The sequence below is a fragment of the Streptomyces sp. NPDC005811 genome (assembly GCF_040630405.1).
GTDB lineage: Bacteria > Actinomycetota > Actinomycetes > Streptomycetales > Streptomycetaceae > Streptomyces.
The window spans coordinates 87866-105897 of the sequence record NZ_JBEXXK010000044.1; the positions used below are offsets into that span (position 1 = coordinate 87866).

Below are 18032 nucleotides of genomic sequence, written 5' to 3' on the forward strand. Positions count from 1 at the left end.
ATCTCGGTCGAGCTGCGATGGGGACGCCTGCCTCCGCTCGGGGCCGGGCTTACAAGGGCCTCCAGGACGGCCATCCTGGAGACCTTGCCGGCGCCGATGGAGGTCGGTTCCAGACGCCGCCCGTGGTTTTAGCGGGCCTGGGTGGCGTCCACGTCTTTGCGAGACGACCCCACCGTGCCAGACAGCACCCACCAGCCACTCCCCCAACGACACGTCACCCACCTCCGCAGCCCGCTGGGCCTGTCCCGACTGCCGTCAGCTGCGGCCGATCTGATCCTGCTCGGCGACCTCACCGGCCGCTACGCCACCGGCAGTTACAGCCGACTCGCCTCCGACAGGCGGACCGTGATCCTTCGCGGGGACCGCCAGGGCGTGGCCGAGCACGGACACCGGATCACCGCGGCCATCGCCTGCCACGTCGCCCGCGCCGGCGGCAGCGCCGACCAGCTCACGCAACTCCTGCTGCACCCTGAGCACGAAGGCGGACAGTACACCCGTAGCATCGCGCTGCGGTCTGGGCAGAGCCGCGCCCTGGACTACATCCGCCGGGTCTGGGCCAACGCCTCAGCCGCAGTCGGAACGACCTTGGCACTGGGTTCCCGGCACGACGCATTCGAGGTGCTCGCCGCGCTGCGGGACCGCGTCGAGACCACGCCCTGGCGCGGGGAGCGGGGACGGACCGCGCTGCGGGTGCTGCGGGCGCATCTGAACTTTGCCGAGATCGCCGGCGGCCCTCTGCACCACGCGAGCGAGCGCCAGACCGCCGAAGAGGCGGGCATCTCCCGCACGACACTGCGGGCCGTCTACGACACGGTCCTCAAGCCGGGAGGCTGGCTTCGCCGCCTGCGGGTCGGCCACGGCCGGGAGGGTTCGACCTGGTATCTCGCCCTGGGCAGCGCTCCGTCTCGTTTGTGGACCACTCAGTTCCCCCCCGACCCGGCACTTGAGGAGTGGACCACCCCTGAGACGGCCACGACGGCCGACATCGACTCCACCGCCCTCGCACGTCTGATGGGCCACGACGCCTTCGCCCACCACGGCCTCGGCACCGCCGCCCTCGTGATCATCAGCGCTCTGCACTCACGCCAGGGCCAGACGGCCGACGAGCTCGTCGGAACGTCCTCGGTCTCCCGCGCCACCACCTACCGGGCGCTGAATCGCCTCGCCGACCACGGCCTCGTCCAGCACACCGGAGAGACCTGGGCCCTCGCGCCGCGTGCACTGGAGGGCTTCGGCATCCACCTCACGGACGCCGACACCGGCCACACCACAGCGCCGGCACAGGGCTGGGACAAGGTCGCCGAGCAACACGGCACCTGGGGCATCGCGGCCCGGCGGAGGGCCCTGCACAGGGCGGAGCGGGCGGCCTACCAGGAGGTACTGGACCGGTTTGCGGAGCATCGCAGCAGGGCTGTGGTGCTCGTCCGTGACGGCCGCCAGGTCCTGGTCCCAGCACCACGCCCCGACGAGATCCCGCCGACATGGCACACCCAGGACGGGCGCGTCCTCGACCCGGTCACGGGCCGCCCTGCCGACGGCTGGCGCATCGCCACCGACGGCCGACTGATCCTCATCACCCCATCCGACCAGCGCAGTTACGACGAGCTGGCCGCCGCCCATGCCGAAGCCCTCAGCGAATGGGAGTCCGTCGCATGAACCCAGAACCCCCGGCACCCTCCGACGCGAGCGAGGAGGTGACGCTCCAGTCCCTGCGCCAGCAGTACGAGTCCGGCGCCACGGTCGACGAACTCGTCACCGCCAGCGGCCTGTCCTACGGCACCGTCCTCAATCGGCTGCACGACGCCGGGACCGTCATGCGCACTTCCTGGCAGACCCGCCGGATGCGCCAGAACCCACAAGCCCGCCAGCGCCTCGCCGCCCACCTCCGCACCCTGTACGAGCAGCACGGCGCGACCCTCGCCGAACTCGCCGCCGCGGCGGGAGAGACGCGGCGCGGTGCCCGGCGCTTGCTGATCGAGGCCGGCGGCGCCGTGCGCACCACACAGCAGTCCCTGCAAGTGCGCGCGGCAGCCCGGGCCGCCGAACGGAACAAGGTCGCGCTGTCCCTGCGGGCCCGGTACGAGGCCGGAGCCACAGTGCCCGACCTCGCCCGGGAGCACAGCTACTCCATCGCCACCGTCTACCGGCTTCTCCACCAAGCCGGCACCCGCATGCGGCCCCAGCACCATCACGGGCCCGCCCACGCCCCAAGGAAGCAGCCATGAGCCCCCATGCCCTCGTGGGCGTTTCCCGCCCTGCCCTGCAGACCAAGGCCGCGGCCGTGTGCCGCGTCGACCGCCAGAGGCCAGCACGGGCGCCCCCGCCGCCAGCCCGCTCGCCGACGCACACACGCACCAAACAACACCTCTTCCTCTTTCAGGAGATCAAGCACACGTGAACGAGAACACCCGCCACAAGACCCTGGCCGCAGCCACAGAACACGTCTGGGACGCGTTCGTGATCGTCGTCGGCATGCTCAAGGGCGGCACCGGAAAGACCACCTCCGCCTGGTTCATCGCCCTCTACTACGCCGTTGTCCTCGGCGTCCCGACGCTGCTGCTGGACGCCGACGCGACCAGCCAGTCCGCCTACGACTGGTTCAAGGTCGCCCAGGCCGCCGGCTTCGAGATCCCCGCGAACCTGGTCGTGGAGCGGTACCCGTTCGACGACATCGCCGAGTACATCCGGACCAAGCGCGCCGAGTTCGGTGCGATCGTGGTCGACGCCGGCGGCGGCAGCGCCCGGATCTTCCACGAAGCTGTTACCGAGGCGAACCTGCTGCTCGTGCCGGTCGCCCCCACCAAGATCGAACGCCGCAAGCTCGTCGCCACCTTCGACGAGGCCGAACGCGCCGCCGCCCGCAACGAGCACGACGTCACCGCCCACGTCGTCATGGTCAAGGCCGACGACCGCACCAGCCTGCCCAGCCGGGCAAAGGACCAGCTCCTCGACCCCGCCGAGGGCGAAGGCATCGGCCCCGACCGCGACGAGCCCTTCCCACTCGCCGAGACCACCATCCACTCCTGGGTCCACTACATGGAGGCCTTCGGCGAGATCCCCACCGAGCTGAGCGAGTACGCCGAGCTGATGAAGGAGCTCACGGCATGAGCGAGCGCATGAAGCCCCCGGCCCGCCGCACCGGCGGTCGCACCCTCGGCGGGGCCAAGAAGGCGACCCCGCCGCCCCCTCCCCCGGCCGCCGAACTCACCCCCGAGCAGTACGCCGCCGAACAGACCGCCACGCGTGTTACGGCCCAGACGTCCGCGAACACGCTCCAGGCGGACTCCGCAGTCGCTTCCACGCCCGTCGCGGCATATGGGGAAACGGACGTCGCGGCGGCGGACGCTCCGTCGGCTGCTGCGGATCCCCCGAGCGATGCCGCCTGGGAAGCGGCCAGGGGCCAGTCACCTCTCGTGGCTGGTACCACGTCCGATCCGAGTCCGGTCACGGTTGAGGAGTCGGTGACACCAGCCCATGGGCATGGTGAGCCGCCTGTAGTGCTGGGGTCTTCCATCGTCGAGGTTCACGGTGCGGCTCCGGTCGCTGAGGTAGCGGTACGCCCGGCAACGTCTCCGGCGCCGACAAGTACGGCCTTCCCCGTACATGGTGCTGAGCTGACTCCTGGGCACCACCAGGCAGCTCCATCGAACGAAGCACCCAGCGAGGGCGCACCGTGGGCGCAGGGCCCCGGCCGTCCCGGAGACATCCCCGACGTCGCCGTCCTTCTCAATCAGCGCGTCATCACGAGGGAGAGCTTCGACTCGTCCGTGCCCGCCGCGCTGAAGCTCAAACGACGGATCAAGCGCTTCGCCCTGGACAACGAACTCGACCACCTGCCCATCGGCGACATCGTCGCCGTCGCGATGGACGAGTGGCTCACCACCCGGGGCTTCTGACCATCCGACGCTTCACCCAGTACGGCACAAGGGTGGACGCGGCCCTGCGGGACCGCGTCCACCCTGCCGACTATTCCAATAGCCGAATAGTCGACTAGGCGGATCACTATTCAACTAGTCGCCGCAACCCGGAGCACCACGATGCCCGACCACACCCACCACATCCGCCTGCTACGCGACCTCGCCGCCATCCTCGAAGCCCAGTCCGAAACCTCCGACGATCCCCTCATCCCCCACCCCGACACACAAGCAATCCTCAGCACACGCCACACCAGCCGGGGGCAACTCAACTACGCCGTACCCGAAGCCCTCCAACTCCAACGCCGCATCCGCCGCTACAACGCCGACAGCAACATCCCCCACGGCGACATCGTCGCCCTCGCCCTCGACACCTTCCTCCGCGCCAAGGGCTACCCGCCAGAGCCAGCTTCTACCACTGCCTAACTTCCCTCCGACAAACCATGCCGGAGTCCGGCCGCAGCGTCGTGACGGCGTCGCGGATCAGAATCTGTACGCCTCGCCGCCGACGACTACAAGCGGCGGCACGCGATTGAGTGCGGCATCACACGCCACCGATGAGTGGCTGCGGCCTGCGCTTTCGCAATGGGCCCTGACAGGGGCCTACTCCAGGCCTTGATGCCGTCGCTCTGCCTCCTGGTCCTCCCGCCTGGCGTCAGCTTCGTACGACTCCGCAAGCCCTTTGAGCAACTTCCTGGTTCGCGGCCACGCGCGTGCGCGTTCGGCCTGCTCCCGGAAGGACCGGGCCAGCTCCGACTCTTGAACTCCGCCATCCAGGAGTCCCCGGCTGGTCACACCTCGTTTGTTGTAGATTCCAATGCTGAGACCTCGTTCGAGATCGCTGCTATTGATCTCTTCAAGTAGGTCTCGGACAGCTTCTGGAATCTGCAAGTCGTCCTGGTCGCGCGGGGCGAAAGCAAGTACCTCACCGATCTGCACATCACCTACCCTGGCACGATCCCTGGCAGCCAGTTCTGCCCGTGCCGTCACGACCCACGTGCGCAGTGCAACTGGGTCGAGGGCCCCATCGGCCGTAAGTCCCGGACATGTACGCAAAGTGTGAAGGGCTCTGTAGGCGTGGTTCGCGATATTGCGTCTGTTCTCCTGCTCGACGGCATCTGCCGTGTCCTCCTCGGAAACGGTGCTGGGGCGGAAGGACCACGTCACCAAATCCGCGAACGCCTCTGGGTCCTCAACGAGCGTCTTGTGGAGGATTGGAGCCTTCGCGTCGAACCCGAGTGCAGGCAAGAGTTGCCACTCCAGATTGAGGATGCGTTGACGCCCGACCTGCTCATGGTGCCGGGCGAGCAACGCAAACAGGTCCTGGAAACGTGAACTGAGTCGTCCGATCTCAGGATCGCTCAACCTACCTGCGATGAGGTCTTCAAGCCCGGTGACGACGACCTTGGCGGCCTCTACGCTGTCCCCTTCCCTGTCGTACAGGAGGATCAGGTCCAGCGCCGCTGCGGGACGTCCTGCGCCCAATAGCGACCGGGCCGCATCCAACGCTCGCGGGAAGTCGGGGCCGAGCCCGAAGTAGGAGAACTCACGCCAATAATGTCCGGCTACTTCCGGACTGAGTTCAGCGAGCTTGGACCACGCGGTAGTTGGTTCTGGGGCGAGCCTCAGAATGGTTGCCTGAGTCTGCGGAACCTCTGTGAGGGAAAGAAGCCTGTCGCGGAGATCATTCCCCTGGGCCCAGATACGCCGACGAAGGTACCCAGTCGCGACCTCCTTGGCTGGTGAGGCGTCCTCCTCAAGCCAGGACAGCAGCTCTTGGTCATGGTCCTCGGAGTGCTCTGCGAGAGCGATGCCCACCAGGTCGGCGAACTCGGTTGCGGAGGCCAGCTCGACGAGAGCCGCCAACGTTCCGTTCGCGACTGTCTCCCCGACCGCTGCGGCCCGCCGGGCGAGGAGTTCCGCGTCGTAGTCGGCGAAGTTGTCACGGCGCCTGATGTCGCCAAGCGTGATCCAGCCGGATTGGAACAACCATGCGTACCGCTTCACCGGATTCCGAGGCTCCAGCGCTTCGCACGCGGCTAGGAGGGGGCGAAGCTCGTCCGCGGGAAGGGCCCACGCGGTGTCCGCGTACTCCTGGTGCCGGGCGACCTGATCGCGCAGTGCGCGGTGGAGAACCGCACGCTGATCGTCATCTTCCAGGTCGCCGGCCAGCTCGGTCAGCCGTCGCGCGACCTCAGCGCGGTGTTGGGGAGGTAGAACGTCGATTTTGCCGATCAGGTCGGCATACAGCTCGGGGGCGGCGTTGAGTTCGTTAAGGAGCAGATCGGCTACGGCGGTGGTAACTCTCCATCGGTCATGCGGGGTGACGACGATGTCTCTTTTCCAGTCACGGAAGCGCGGACCAGAATGGCTCATCTGCGTAGCGTGACTGTCAGGTATGAGCTGGAGGAGCAACTTGCGGCCGAGTGCTGGCCACCTGCGCACCAGGCGTCGGATCACTCTGATGCGGTCCTCGGCGTGGGCGTTCGTGTTGGGAGCCCACGCGCTGAGAATCCCCACCAGACTCGCGAGGGGACGATTCGAGAGCCGGCCGCCCGGGTCCACGACAGCCAGCGCGGTCAGTAGGTCCACGGCGTCATCGAGGTGCTCCGGAGACCATGCCAGGATCTCCAAGGACCACAGAAACCTTGTATGAGGAGAGCTGGATCCCAGCCCCATGTTGTCAGGCTGGTTGTCGGTGAACATGGCGGTGTGAAGAGGTGTGGTGCCACTGAGGCCCTCGTCCATCGCTTCTAGGAACTCCTCCGGGGCGGCCTCAGCCAGCAAGGTCAGCACATCGCCCAGGGAACGCCACTGGCTGTACGTGCCATCAGCGTTGGCCTGCTTCAGCAGATCACGAACCAGCATCCGTGCCCATCGATCTCCCGTGACACCTCCGGGACCCCGTAGGTCCGCGCCCAGGGTGCCCAGGAGGGCGAGTGACTGGGCGAGCCCTGCTCGAAGGGTGTGTGAGAAGCACCGGCTCACGCCCATCACCCCGGCCTTCCACCGCTCACCAGGGTCGAGGTCGAGGGTCGGGTCCGTTTCAGTCAGTACCTCCAAGACTGCCGTTCGGAAGAATTGGAGATCGTCGCTGGTAAGGGATGCGCCGAGCAAGGCCCAGGCATCCTCGGCAGCGAGCACGTGCCAGATCCCTTCCTGATGGCCGAGGAAAGGGATGTCGGACCCTGCGGCGAGCTCACGGGCCCGCTCCTGCAACTCTTCGTATTCAAGTCCCGAGCACTGTCCAACCACACGGCGGTCTTCCCGATTGTCCCCGTTCCAGGAATTCAGCAGGAGCAGCCGTCGGCGGACCACATCGAGCGTCGAGGCCCGTTCCGGTGTGAGTGGCTCCGGATGGTGGGCCAGAGCTCGCCGCAGCGCCAGCAGGCTGCGGCGACCGAGCGCGCCGAGTCGGGCCGCTCGCTCGCTCGGCATGCCGTCAGAGAGCAGCAGGGACTCGATGACCTGGCTGTGGAGCCTGGGCACGTGCACGTCGCACGGGACGCCGGGCATCGCCGCCCACACCAGCTGGTGAGGCTGCTGCTGCGGAATGTCCCGGGCGAGCGCCGGATCCGCGAGGACCAAGATCAAGGGCTGGCGCTGCGTCACCAGTTGTTCGATACCGTGCTTGTCGGAAACGAATAGGACGCGCGTCCCCACCTGAGTGGCCCCCAGGTCGCCTTCCTGTTCTAGGGCAGCGGCAACGAAAGCGCAGACTTCGTCGGGGCGCAGATCTCCGCCTAGCGTGATCACCGACCGCCCTGTGGCGAGTAGGGCACTGAAGTCGGCAGCTGCCTTCTCTCTTCCTCCCAGCACCACCGCCCGATCCAGTGGGATACGCGTCGATCGGAGCCAAATGTCAGTCCACCACGATTCAACAGACCGCACGCCCGGCTGCGACTTTCCCAGGCGGGCAGCAAGCCAGGCCGCGGTGGCGGGCGCTTGTTCCAGCCAGAGGTCGATCCCGTCGAGGTTGTACCCACGTACCCCCCGCCACCGACCGTCCTCGGTGTGGCGCGCGGCCCACGTTCGAGCATCTCTCCACGTGTCGAGGACGACTTCAACGTAGGTGACATCTTGGGTCGGAAGTCCGTTCGGTCCCTTGACCCTCTTCTCGTAGTCCCCCTCGGCCTTACTGTTGCCGCCGCCAACAGACAACTCCCACACCGAAGTTCCCTCCGGCACGAACACCGATGGTCCCGACGCTGTGACGATGCCGTCGAAACCTCCGACCGCGATGCCGGAGCCTCCCGGCATGTCCAAGGAATCCAACCCGCTTGCGGTCTCGGCTATCAAGCGCCTGATCAGCAGCGGGAGGACGGCATCGAAGCCCGCGTCACCACGTGCCTTGCGAAGATCATCACGATCAATTGGCGGCCATGCACTCATCCCCCGACGGTACTGCCACCCACCGACACTCACGTCGGCTGAGGTTTGCCGTCCGGCCTTGTACTGCCGGTCTTGGCGCCTACGGAGCTTGGACAACCTGGTGGATGCCCGCTCGCAACCGCGCCGCCAGGGCCTGGCTTCGCAACCGGCTCCAAAAGAAGTCCTGCCCCACCAGACCCTGCTGGCCTGGCTCGACCAGCGCCGGGACACCTGGCCGAAGACCCCCAACCGGCACGTCCCGATCAACGCGAAGACCGCCCTGGGAACCGGGCCCGTCAGCCCCGAATACCTCAAGCGGCACCTGCTGCACCAGGGCGTCTACCTCGAACGCGTCCACAGCGACCGGGTCCTGAACGAAGCACTGACCGTCGGCGCCGACCCGCGGCACCTCGCCCTGGTCTTCAACCTGTCCCACACCACCGCGAGCAGCTACGCGGCCATCGCCCAGAACCTGCTCGACGACACGGCTGCTGTCGAGGAGCTGCCGTCAAACCAGTGGCGTACCCGTCGACGAACCTCATAGCTTGTGCGCTCGTGACTGACGCTCCGAAGATGCGCCCGAATCCACACGACCTCGGCCGGGTGTTCAACGAGGTACCGGAGCTCTAGGACCGGGTCCGGCCGGGATACCCCGAAGAGCTGTTCGCGGACCTTGTCGCCGTCACCGGCGTGGCCGACAGGTCGTCGGTGCTGGAGGTGGGCTGCGGCACCGGTCAGGCGACGCGCTCGCTGGCAGCACTCGGATGCTCAGTGACCGCCATCGAGCCTGGCGCAGACATGGCCGCACTTGCTCGCCAGCGGATGGCCTCCTTCCGTAACGTCGCAGTCGAGACGTCGACGTTCGAGGAGTGGGACGACCGCGGCCGACGCTTCGATGCTCTCGTGGCCGCGTCGTCGTGGCACTGGGTCGACCCGTCGATCGGCTGGCAGCGGGCGCACGACGTACTCCATCCCGGAGGCTGGATGGCGCTGCTCGGCCACGTCGCTGTCCGCCGGCCGGGAGAGCCGGAGGTGTACGCCGAGACCGCCGATCTCCACGAGCAGTTCTGCCCCGGGAACCCCGACTGGGGTCATCCTCCCCTGGAGGACGACGTGCGCACCACCGACGAGGGCTGGGGCCTGGTCGAAGACCCCGGAGGACTGTTCGGCCCAACGATCGTGCGCTGGTACCCGACCGTTCAGTGGTTCAACGGAGACGGCTTTGCCGAACCGCCGTGCTCGGCGAGCGTCCAGCAGTTCTTGCGGGGCAGGTCAGACAGCAACCCGAGCACGAACGCCCGTGCCCGGCGCCGTGGTTCCACCCGGACGAACCGTCCAGCGATACGGTCCATCAGGACCTCGAACGTCTCCTGCCCGCGGCCGCCGTTCTTCTGTCTTCACACACCGATGATCAACGGCGGCCGTACCCGTTCACGGACTGGCCCCGACCAGCAAGTGCCCTATGTCATCGAAGTCTGACCATCAGCCAAGGTAGTTCGCATGTCCCTCGTCGTCGAGCTCGAAGGGGCCCTCAGGGATGATGCAGAACTCATTACCCTCGGAAGGAGCGATGGCGCAGGATAACAAGATCGCGATCTACAGCTGGAGCACTAACCGAAACAACAAAGGCTGAACTTGCTGGACGCACTGTAATTCACCACAGCGGAATCCCAGTTTTCGTTTGTCACTCCTCGCGATACGTTGACAGGTTCAGGGTGCAGCCGAGTACTATCCGCAGCCTGACCTTGGTAGGCATCTTCGTACCGGATGCAACTCGACCCTGTGTACAGTTTTACGACCGTCGATATTACAGGTGCACTGAAGTCAGCGGGAACGCGCACCTTGAATTGCACCCAGCCCACGGTATCGCCACCTGCACATGCTTCAATGTAGTGGTTTTTCGCACCATGGTCTGAAAGCGATATGAGGAAAGTGTGCGAGAAATGATAGTTGTGCCTATAGTTTCGTATCCCCAAAAACCCACGGCTGCGCACTTCTAGATTTCCCGCAATGGTAATCGTGTGACCAGGGCCGAAGGGCAACGGGTCAGCATGCGCGACACCGGCAAACGAGATTGACGTAGTGAGCAGCACAGCGGCTGCTAGGGTGCGACCACGCATTTCAGCACCTCGGGAACTTTGACGCTGAGCGATTAGAATCGGCACGACACCATCAAGTATTCGCAGATGCGCCCTGAGGTAATAGAGTCCCAGACATGAGCGTCTTGACTGGCGTAACGCCCCAGAAAGCCATTCTTGGCTTTAGTGCTGCGGTTGAGGGACGCCTCAATTCCATAGTGCATCGCTCGGCCGCGGGACGCCAGTCGTCGGAGAGATGCGCGGGGCTCTAACAGAGCCTCTGAGCGTGTCAATGGAAGATCAGGCAGATAGAGGGCGTCTGAAAAGCCTGTCAGCGGGAAGTGGCCTGGAAGCGGGGCGGTGACGCACTTTCGGGGGCTGGGGTGTGCGGGCTGCGTAGCCGTTACCCGACGGATCTGTCTGATCCGGAGTGGGAGATCCTCCGTGCGCTGGTTCCGGCGGTCAAGCCCGGTGGGCGACCGGCAATACACGCGCGGCGGGAGATCATCAACGCGCTGGTCTACTGGCTGCGGCCGGCTGTGCCTGAAGGCTGCTGCCGCACGACCTGCCGCCGCGGCAGACCGTCTACCACTACTGGCGGCGCTGGCAGCAAGAAGGCGTGTGGGAGCGGATGTTGACGGCGCTGCGCGAAAGCGAGCGGGTACAGCTCGGCCGGGATCCCACTCCCAGCTCGGCCATCGTGGACAGTCAGAGCGTCAGGGCCAGTGAGCGCGGCGGCCTGCACGGGTACGACGGCGGCAAGAAGGTCAGCGGCATCAAGCGCCACCTTCTCGTCGACACCCGCGGCACTGTCCTGGTCACGTGCGTGAGCCCGGCGAGCGTCGGCGATCGCGACGGGGCTGCAGTCCTGTTCGCCCGGCTGCCGATGCCTTCCCACGCCTTGGGCACGTGTGGGCGGACCAGGGCTACCGCGGCGCCGCCTTCCATACCTGGGCAAGGGAAACCACCGGCATTACGGTGGAGGTGGTGCAGCGCCGCGACGGAGGGTTCCGCTCGACCTGGGTGAAGGTGGGCACACCACCTCCGGAAGTGCCCCTCTTCGCGGTGGTCCCGCGGTGTTGGGTGGCAGAACGGACGTTCGCCTGGCTCGGACGGTGCCGGCGCTTGTCGAGGGACTACGAGTACCTGCGCGTCTGCTCGGAGAGCGCCATCTACCTCACCATGGCCATGCTCCTCGTGCGCCGCCTCGCAAGACCAGCCTCCTGACAGGCTTTTCAGACGCCCTCTAGTACTCCAGCAGGATTTCGCTGTCTGACCTGGTCTTTCGCTGGGTGGCGGGAGTGTAGCGGGACTTCGATCGTGTGGGGGCGGTCTCAGGGAGACCGCCCCTCGATCGTGCGACAACGCCGCTGGTAGTGACAGCGGCGGGGCAGCCTCCGAGGGTGATCACCGAGTATGCCGCCGCGCAGTGGGACCTCGAACTGGACGATCTCTTCCTGACCATCGGGCACCGCTTCGGTCGGGTCAAGCTCCGCCGACGCATACGTGATTACGTACGCGGGCTGCTCGCCCCGGTGGCCCGCAAGAACAGCTGGCAGCTGGCCGAACAGGCCGGCCACCGCACGCCCGACGGGCTGCAGCACCTCCTTGCCGGGTCGAAGTGGGAGCCCGATGACATCCGCGACGACCTGCAGCACTACGTCGCCGGCAAGCTCGGCGAGGCCGACGGCGTCCTGATCATCGACGACACCGGGTTCATCAAGAAGGGCACCACCTCAGCCGGGGTCCAGCGCCAGTACTCCGGAACCGCCGGCCGAACCGAGAACTGCCAGATCGGCGTCTTCGCCGCCTACGCCTCCGCTCGCGGCCGGGCCCTGGTCGACCGCGAGCTCTACCTCCCGAAATCCTGGACCGAGGACCGGGAACGCTGCCGCGCGGCAAGGGTCCCCGACGAGCGGGAGTTCGCCACCAAGGGCGAACTGGCCCGGCACATGGTGCTGCGGGCCCTCGCCTCGCCGCTGCCCATCGCATGGGTCACCGCGGACTCCGCCTACGGGCAGGACAACCGCTTCCGCCGACTGCTGGAACAGTCGGGTGTCGGCTACGTGCTGGCTGTCCCCAAGTCCCAGTTCAGCGTTGGCTGTTCACGGATCGAGGTTCTGTTCGCGCAGGCCCCGGACGAAGCATGGGAGAAGATCTCCTGCGGTGACGGCGCGAAGGGGCCACGCGTCTACCACTGGGCAGCGGTGCGGCTGCCGGCCGTCGCCAAGTTCGACTACCAGGGCGAGGTCCCTCACCGGATGCGGTGGGCACTGGCCCGGCGCAGTATCAGCAAGCCCGTCGAGATCGCCTACTACCTCGCCCACACGCCCCTTCAGGTCACCGTCCGGGAGCTGGTGCGGGTCGCCGGGGCACGCTGGGCGATCGAGGAGTGCTTCCAGGCCGCGAAGAACGAGTGCGGCCTGGATCAGTACGAAGTCCGCCGCTACCCGGGCTGGTATCGGCACATCACGCTGGCCATGCTCGCGCACGCTTTCCTGGCCGCCACGGCACACCAGGCCCAGGAAAAGGGGGCGGAACAGGTGGGACGGCCGGGGCCATCGAGCTCACAGTGGCGGAGGTTCGGCGACTCCTGGCAGCTTGTCGTGCCCGGCCCCCGCACCTGAGCGGACGCCGAGGACGACACCACGCACTGAGCTGGTCGAACTGGCGCCGCCGACGCCAAGCAGTCGCCCGCCGCTGTCACTACCAGCGGCGTTGTCGCACGATCGAGGGGCGGTCTCCCTGAGACCGCCCCCACACAATCGAAGTCCCGCTACACTCCCGCCACCCAGCGAAAGACCAGGTCAGACAGCGAAATCCTGCTGGAGTACTAGGGCGTGTTGTGGAAGTGCCAGGGCCCCGACAGGCGTAAGTAGCCGACTCGTAGTCTTCGTCAGGTGACTGACACGTCTGACGACTCGAATTGGACGCCCGCGCACAAGGCCGTGGAGGCCAGTGACTACGAGGCGCTCACCGTTCACCTTTCGTCCGGAACGGATCCGAACGAAAGGTGTTTCGGCCACACGCTGCTCACGCACGCACTCGACGTGGAGGGCGACGGCCACCTGCAGACGGGATACCCGTGGAACACGGCAGCGACAGCCATTCTGCTCGCGTACGGCGCGGATCCTCAGCTGCCAGCCGACAACGGGGAAACTCCCATGCAGATTGCCGAACACTACGGTCATCTCATGGGACAAACACTGCTCAAGCGTTTCATCTCTCTGCGTTAGGGCCTGCTGGGAACGCGCTGGTCATAGCCACTCGTTGAGGACTGCGACCAGCACGGTCGCCTCGTAGCGGACGGCAAGCTTGTCGTACCTTGTGGCCACGGCCCGGTGGCGCTTGAGCCGATTGATCCCACACTCGACGGCGTGGCGCTCGCGGTAGTCGGTCGTGTCAAACTTCGGCGGCCGACCGCCCCGGGAGCCGAGCTTCTGGCGGTTGCGAGCCCGGTCCGCAGGGACCGGGATAGTCGCCTTGATGCCGCGTCTTCGCAGGTAGGCCCGGTTGCGCCGGGAGTCGTACGCCTTGTCGGCCCGCACCCGGTCCGGCCTGGTACGGGGCCGCCCGCGCCCCAGCCGGGGCACCCGGATCGCCTCCAGGACCGGCTCGAACTGCGGAGAATCACCCCGCTGACCAGCAGTGATCACGACGGACAGAGGCTTCTGCCTCTGCTCGACGGCGAGATGAATCTTGGTGGTCAGCCCGCCCCGGGAACGTCCGAGCCCGTGGTCAGCCGGCTCGACGGCAATGCCGCCAGGCGGCTCCTTTTGCAGGTCCCCCTTTTCGCCGCCCCTGCGGCGTGCTGGTGAGCCCGGCAGACGGTGGAGTCGACGTTCACCTCCCAGGTAATCAAGCCCTTCGCGTCCGCCTGGGCCTGCAGCTGGGTGACAATCCGGCCCCAGGTGCCATCACGCTGCCAACGACGGAAGAGGTCGTAGACCCGGTCCCAGGGCCCGTATCGCTCGGGCACGTCCCGCCAGGGGGCACCGGTCCGGGTCCGCCACCGTATGCCGTCTATCAGCTGCCGCCGCGTCCACACCGGCGGACGGCCCGGCTTGATGCCCCTCGGCAACAACGGCGCCAGCTGGGCCCACTGCCCGTCCGTCAGATCACCACGCCCCACAGAGTGTGATCATCCACCGTCAAGATCCACTTTCGCAACAGGCCCTAGTCGCAGCACCCGGAGCACCTCATGCCCGACCACACCCACCACATCCGGCTCCTGCGCGACCTCGCGGATGTCCTCGAAGCCCTGCCCGGGCCCACCGACGACCCCTTCAGCCCACACCCCGACACACAGGCAATCATCAGCAACCGCCACACCCGCCGCGGACAGCTCAACTACGCCGTTCCCAACGCCCTCCAACTCCAACACCGCATCCGCCGCTACAACGCCGACAGCAACATCCCCCACGGCGACATCGTCACCCTCGCCATCGACGCCTTCCTCCGCGCCAAGGGCTACCCACCCGACCTCAAACCGCCCAAGGTCGAAGCGCCGTGACCGGGCACCAGACGATCTTGCGCTGGAACCGCTTGGCACGGTGGCCTGTGAACCCGGACGCTGTGCGCTGGGTTGGATGAGCGGTGTCGGCCGAATTGCCTTCACCGACGCGTGAAGGCACAGCCCGGCACCCAACGACCGAAATCGATCAGCCAAGACAGAAACGTATGTAATCTGTCAGATCATTGACCACTTTGAGCCAAGTGGGCACCTCTGTCCCTTCCGTATCAGATACTGCTCTGACTCTCGGTAGTCGCAGGCGTATGCCGCCCCGGGAGGTGGGGTTGGGAACGACGTCGGGAGTGCGATGCAGCTGACCCATGCCGAAGTGATCAACTTTCGCGCCCTGGAGAGGGTGGATGTCCGGGTTGATCCCAAGGCCACTCTCATCGTCGGACGCAACAACAGCGGCAAGACGTCGTTCGTCAATCTCTTCGAGAAGTTCTTCGGTGAGGAGGACACGAGGTTCGTCCTGGAGGACTTCTCCACCTGCCGTATCGCCGACATCGAGCAGGCCCGGCAGATCTTCGGCGAGGCACAGACGCACGCTGCCCAAGGCGACACCGAGACGAGCGAGGAGCTGCTGGCCAAGGCCTACGACCTCGTCCCCGCCATCCGACTGGTCCTCACCATCGAGTACGCGGAGGAGGACGACCTTGCTCCGCTCACCGGAGTGATCCTCGATCTGAACGACGCCTGCTTCGAGGTCAAGATCGAGGCGGCGCTGGAGGCGGCGCGCCCGCACGACTTCCTGAAGGACTTCTGGTCGGCCAGCCAGCGGCAGCCGTTCGACCGCATCAAGTGGCTCCGCAAGAACTTCTCGGACCACTTCGCCCCGGCCTATCGAGGGGTCAGCCCGCTGGACGAGAACGTCCGCAAGGACATCAAGCGGGGCACTGCTGAGTCCATTTTGTCGGTCAAGTTCGTCTACGCGCAGACCAAGGTGGACGACACCCCGGGCGACAAGGCCCGCACCCTGTCGAAGACGTTCGAGGCCTACTACAAGGTCAACAGTGGGCACGAAGACCGCCACCAGAGCATCGAGCAGATTGAGACGGCCCTGGAATCCGCCTCGAAGCAGCTCGACGACAACTACGCCGCCCTGTTCGACCCCATCTTCGAAGACCTGCGCACCTTCGGGGTCGGCACCATCACCCCGGTTCAGAAGCCCCGCATCGTCTCCCTCATCGAGGCCTCAGGAATCCTGCGCGGCAGCACCCGCATCCAGTACCCCTCCGGGGATGACGACTTCCATCTCCCCGAAGGCCACAACGGGCTGGGCTACAGCAAGCTGATCTTCACGATCCTGCAGGTCATCAGCTTTCACCAGACCTACGAACGCACCACGCCGAAACCGGCGCTGCAGGTGCTGTTCATCGAGGAACCGGAAGCCCACCTGCATCCCCAGATGCAGGAGACGTTCATCAAGAACATCCAGGACTTCATCGAACGTAAGACGGGATGGAAAGTGCAGGTGATCATCACCACGCACTCCTCCCACATCGTCGCCAGCAGCGGCTTTCACACCGTGCGCTACTTCGACCGTTCCGGGCCACAGCTCACGGTCAAGGACCTGTCGACCTTCCAGGCCAACGTCAAGACCACCCCTCAGGGCGACGAGACCTTGCGCTTCCTGCGCCAGTACATGGTCTTACACCGGTGCGACATGTTCTTCGCCGACAAGGTGATCCTCATCGAGGGAACCGCAGAACGCCTGCTCCTCCCCGAGATGGCGAAACGGTGCGCCAAAGAACTCCTGCACCAGTACGTGTCGGTCATCGAGGTCGGCGACGCCTATGCCGTCCGCTTCCGCGAACTTCTGACCTTCCTTAACGTCAAGACCCTCGTCATTACCGACATCGACTCCGTGTGCCCCCGACACCGCAAGGCCTGTCCCCCCAGCCAGGGGCCCACCGTCACCGCGAACTCGACGCTCAAGAACTGGCTGCCCGCAGAGTCCAGTACCGCCGAACTGCTCGCCACCGACGCGGCCGACAAGGAGCAGGGACACGTCCGCGTCGCCTACCAGGTCCCCGAAAGAGACTCGGGAGTCTGCGCGCGGAGCTTCGAGGACGCCTTCATCATCGCCAACGCAGAACCTCTCGCCCGTGACTTCCGTCAGCTCGCGCTGAAAGCGGCCTTCGTCAAAGAGGTCGGGGCCGACCCCTCCGCCGACGACATCGAGGCCAAGGCATACGACATCGCCCAGCATCTCAGCGACCACAAGACCGACTTCGCCTTCGACGTCATGCTCCTAGAGGACTGGGCCGTTCCCCGCTACATCGCCGAAGGACTGCAGTGGCTCGCCTAGACACACTCAAAGCCGTCGCAATAGAACTGAAGGCCCGGCGCAGCTTCCTCGTCGAAGCAGGGGCCGGCGCGGGCAAGACGACCACCCTCGTGCGCACCCTGCAGCACCTCCTCACCCACCAACGCGCCGGCCTGGAGGCAAACGGCCGGCGGATCGCCTGCATCACGTACACGAACGTCGCCAAGAAGAAGATCGTCGAACGCATCGCCGCAGACCCACTCGTCGACGTCGCCACCATCCACGAATTCCTCTGGCAAGCGATCCAGCTCTACCAGCGTGAACTCTGGCAGCAGATCCTCGACTACAACAAGGACCTGGCCAAGCCCGAAGACCTCGACGAAGTCACCACTCCCCCGGCCATCGAGTATTCCGACCGCGGGCGGAGGCTGAGGGAAGGACGCATCTCCCACGACGACGTCATCGCGCTGTCACTGCGCCTCGTCAAGACCCACTCCAAGCTCATACGCATCATCACCAGCACGTACCCGGTCATCTTCGTCGACGAGTACCAGGACACCTCACCCAAGACGATCCAACTCCTGCTGGACCACCTGGCGGGCGCCGGGCGAGAGGAATGCGTGGTCGGACTCTTCGGCGACTCCATGCAGAAGATCTACGAGTCCGGTGTCGGAGCGGTGAAACGGCCTGGGCTGCTCACCGAGATCACCAAGCACGAGAACTACCGGTGCTCGCCTCCCGTCGTCGAGGTGCTCAATCGGATGCGCCCCGAGCTCATACAGGACCCTGTCGGTAGCCAGTCATCCCGAGGCCTTTCGGCCTCACCCCGGGGCCGGGAAAATGGGGCGGGGTGCCCGTCCGGAGGACGTCGTTTTTGCTTGGTGCGA

At 66.1% G+C, this 18032-nt stretch carries 14 protein-coding genes and 2 pseudogenes; 14 read left to right on the top strand and 2 right to left on the bottom strand.

Going from position 1 to position 18032, the window contains the following annotated elements; genetic code table 11:
• The first annotated feature begins 174 nt into the window (after window positions 1–174).
• The 5 genes from ABZ490_RS36925 to ABZ490_RS36945 all read left to right on the top strand — a co-directional run bounded on the left by ABZ490_RS36925 (window position 175) and on the right by ABZ490_RS36945 (window position 4340).
• Window positions 175–1656, top strand: coding sequence for a MarR family winged helix-turn-helix transcriptional regulator (locus ABZ490_RS36925; RefSeq protein ID WP_359000519.1), 1482 nt, complete (start codon window positions 175–177; stop codon window positions 1654–1656).
• Entirely contained in the window at window positions 1653–2225 is a 573-nt protein-coding gene (locus tag ABZ490_RS36930; RefSeq protein WP_359000522.1) for a helix-turn-helix domain containing protein, read from the top strand. Before ABZ490_RS36925 ends, ABZ490_RS36930 begins: the two co-directional genes overlap by 4 nt.
• A 169-nt stretch (window positions 2226–2394) precedes the next feature.
• The gene (locus tag ABZ490_RS36935) at window positions 2395–3108 is read left to right on the top strand and encodes a ParA family protein (protein WP_359000525.1); all 714 of its coding nucleotides are present in this window, start codon (window positions 2395–2397) and stop codon (window positions 3106–3108) included.
• A gap of 659 nt (window positions 3109–3767) precedes the next feature.
• Window positions 3768–3896 carry a hypothetical protein gene (locus ABZ490_RS36940; protein WP_277820415.1) on the top strand — a complete coding sequence of 43 codons (129 nt, stop codon included), beginning with the start codon at window positions 3768–3770 and terminating at the stop codon, window positions 3894–3896.
• A gap of 141 nt (window positions 3897–4037) precedes the next feature.
• Window positions 4038–4340 carry a hypothetical protein gene (locus ABZ490_RS36945; protein WP_359000529.1) on the top strand — a complete coding sequence of 101 codons (303 nt, stop codon included), beginning with the start codon at window positions 4038–4040 and terminating at the stop codon, window positions 4338–4340.
• A 177-nt stretch (window positions 4341–4517) separates the two neighbouring features.
• On the opposite strand, the gene ABZ490_RS36950 is transcribed toward ABZ490_RS36945, so the two are convergent.
• Entirely contained in the window at window positions 4518–8306 is a 3789-nt protein-coding gene (locus tag ABZ490_RS36950) for a hypothetical protein (RefSeq protein WP_359000532.1), read from the bottom strand.
• Between the two features lie 88 nt (window positions 8307–8394).
• On the opposite strand from ABZ490_RS36950, the gene ABZ490_RS36955 reads away from it, so the two are divergent.
• The 6 genes and pseudogenes from ABZ490_RS36955 (at window position 8395) to ABZ490_RS36980 (ending at window position 13599) form a co-directional block, all read left to right on the top strand.
• Window positions 8395–8829: a hypothetical protein gene (locus tag ABZ490_RS36955; RefSeq protein WP_359000535.1), complete on the top strand. Its 435-nt coding sequence runs from the start codon at window positions 8395–8397 to the stop codon at window positions 8827–8829.
• A gap of 116 nt (window positions 8830–8945) precedes the next feature.
• Window positions 8946–9278, top strand: a pseudogene (locus tag ABZ490_RS36960) (class I SAM-dependent methyltransferase); the annotation flags it as partial.
• Window positions 9279–10994: 1716 nt separating this feature from the next.
• Window positions 10995–11222: pseudogene (locus ABZ490_RS36965) on the top strand (transposase); the annotation flags it as partial.
• The gene (locus ABZ490_RS36970; protein ID WP_359000538.1) at window positions 11186–11590 is read left to right on the top strand and encodes a transposase; all 405 of its coding nucleotides are present in this window, start codon (window positions 11186–11188) and stop codon (window positions 11588–11590) included. The pseudogene ABZ490_RS36965 and the gene ABZ490_RS36970, both read left to right, overlap by 37 nt.
• A 215-nt stretch (window positions 11591–11805) precedes the next feature.
• Window positions 11806–12990 carry an IS701 family transposase gene (locus tag ABZ490_RS36975; protein WP_359000566.1) on the top strand — a complete coding sequence of 395 codons (1185 nt, stop codon included), beginning with the start codon at window positions 11806–11808 and terminating at the stop codon, window positions 12988–12990.
• A gap of 273 nt (window positions 12991–13263) precedes the next feature.
• Entirely contained in the window at window positions 13264–13599 is a 336-nt protein-coding gene (locus tag ABZ490_RS36980; protein WP_359000541.1) for an ankyrin repeat domain-containing protein, read from the top strand.
• Between the two features lie 21 nt (window positions 13600–13620).
• Here the strand turns inward: ABZ490_RS36980 and ABZ490_RS36985 are convergent.
• A protein-coding gene (locus tag ABZ490_RS36985) for an IS5 family transposase (RefSeq protein ID WP_359000544.1) occupies window positions 13621–14495 on the bottom strand; the annotation gives its coding sequence in 2 pieces (ribosomal slippage) (window positions 13621–14105 and window positions 14105–14495; 876 coding nt in all).
• A 69-nt stretch (window positions 14496–14564) separates the two neighbouring features.
• On the opposite strand from ABZ490_RS36985, the gene ABZ490_RS36990 reads away from it, so the two are divergent.
• The 3 genes from ABZ490_RS36990 to ABZ490_RS37000 all read left to right on the top strand — a co-directional run.
• Window positions 14565–14876: a hypothetical protein gene (locus ABZ490_RS36990; RefSeq protein WP_359000547.1), complete on the top strand. Its 312-nt coding sequence runs from the start codon at window positions 14565–14567 to the stop codon at window positions 14874–14876.
• A gap of 307 nt (window positions 14877–15183) precedes the next feature.
• Window positions 15184–17187 (top strand): ATP-dependent endonuclease, encoded by a 2004-nt coding sequence (locus ABZ490_RS36995; protein ID WP_359000549.1) that lies wholly within the window; start codon window positions 15184–15186, stop codon window positions 17185–17187.
• The coding region (locus tag ABZ490_RS37000; RefSeq protein ID WP_359000552.1) for a UvrD-helicase domain-containing protein at window positions 17175–18032 on the top strand (858 nt) is incomplete at its 3' end. The genes ABZ490_RS36995 and ABZ490_RS37000, both read left to right, overlap by 13 nt.

Coding starts and splice junctions, on each gene's coding strand:
- ABZ490_RS36930 (WP_359000522.1), top strand. CDS start 1,653: ATGAACCCAGAACCCCCGGCACCCTCCGACGCGAGCGAGGAGGTGACG.
- ABZ490_RS36945 (WP_359000529.1), top strand. CDS start 4,038: ATGCCCGACCACACCCACCACATCCGCCTGCTACGCGACCTCGCCGCC.
- ABZ490_RS36950 (WP_359000532.1), bottom strand. CDS start 8,306: ATGAGTGCATGGCCGCCAATTGATCGTGATGATCTTCGCAAGGCACGT.
- ABZ490_RS36990 (WP_359000547.1), top strand. CDS start 14,565: ATGCCCGACCACACCCACCACATCCGGCTCCTGCGCGACCTCGCGGAT.
- ABZ490_RS36995 (WP_359000549.1), top strand. CDS start 15,184: ATGCAGCTGACCCATGCCGAAGTGATCAACTTTCGCGCCCTGGAGAGG.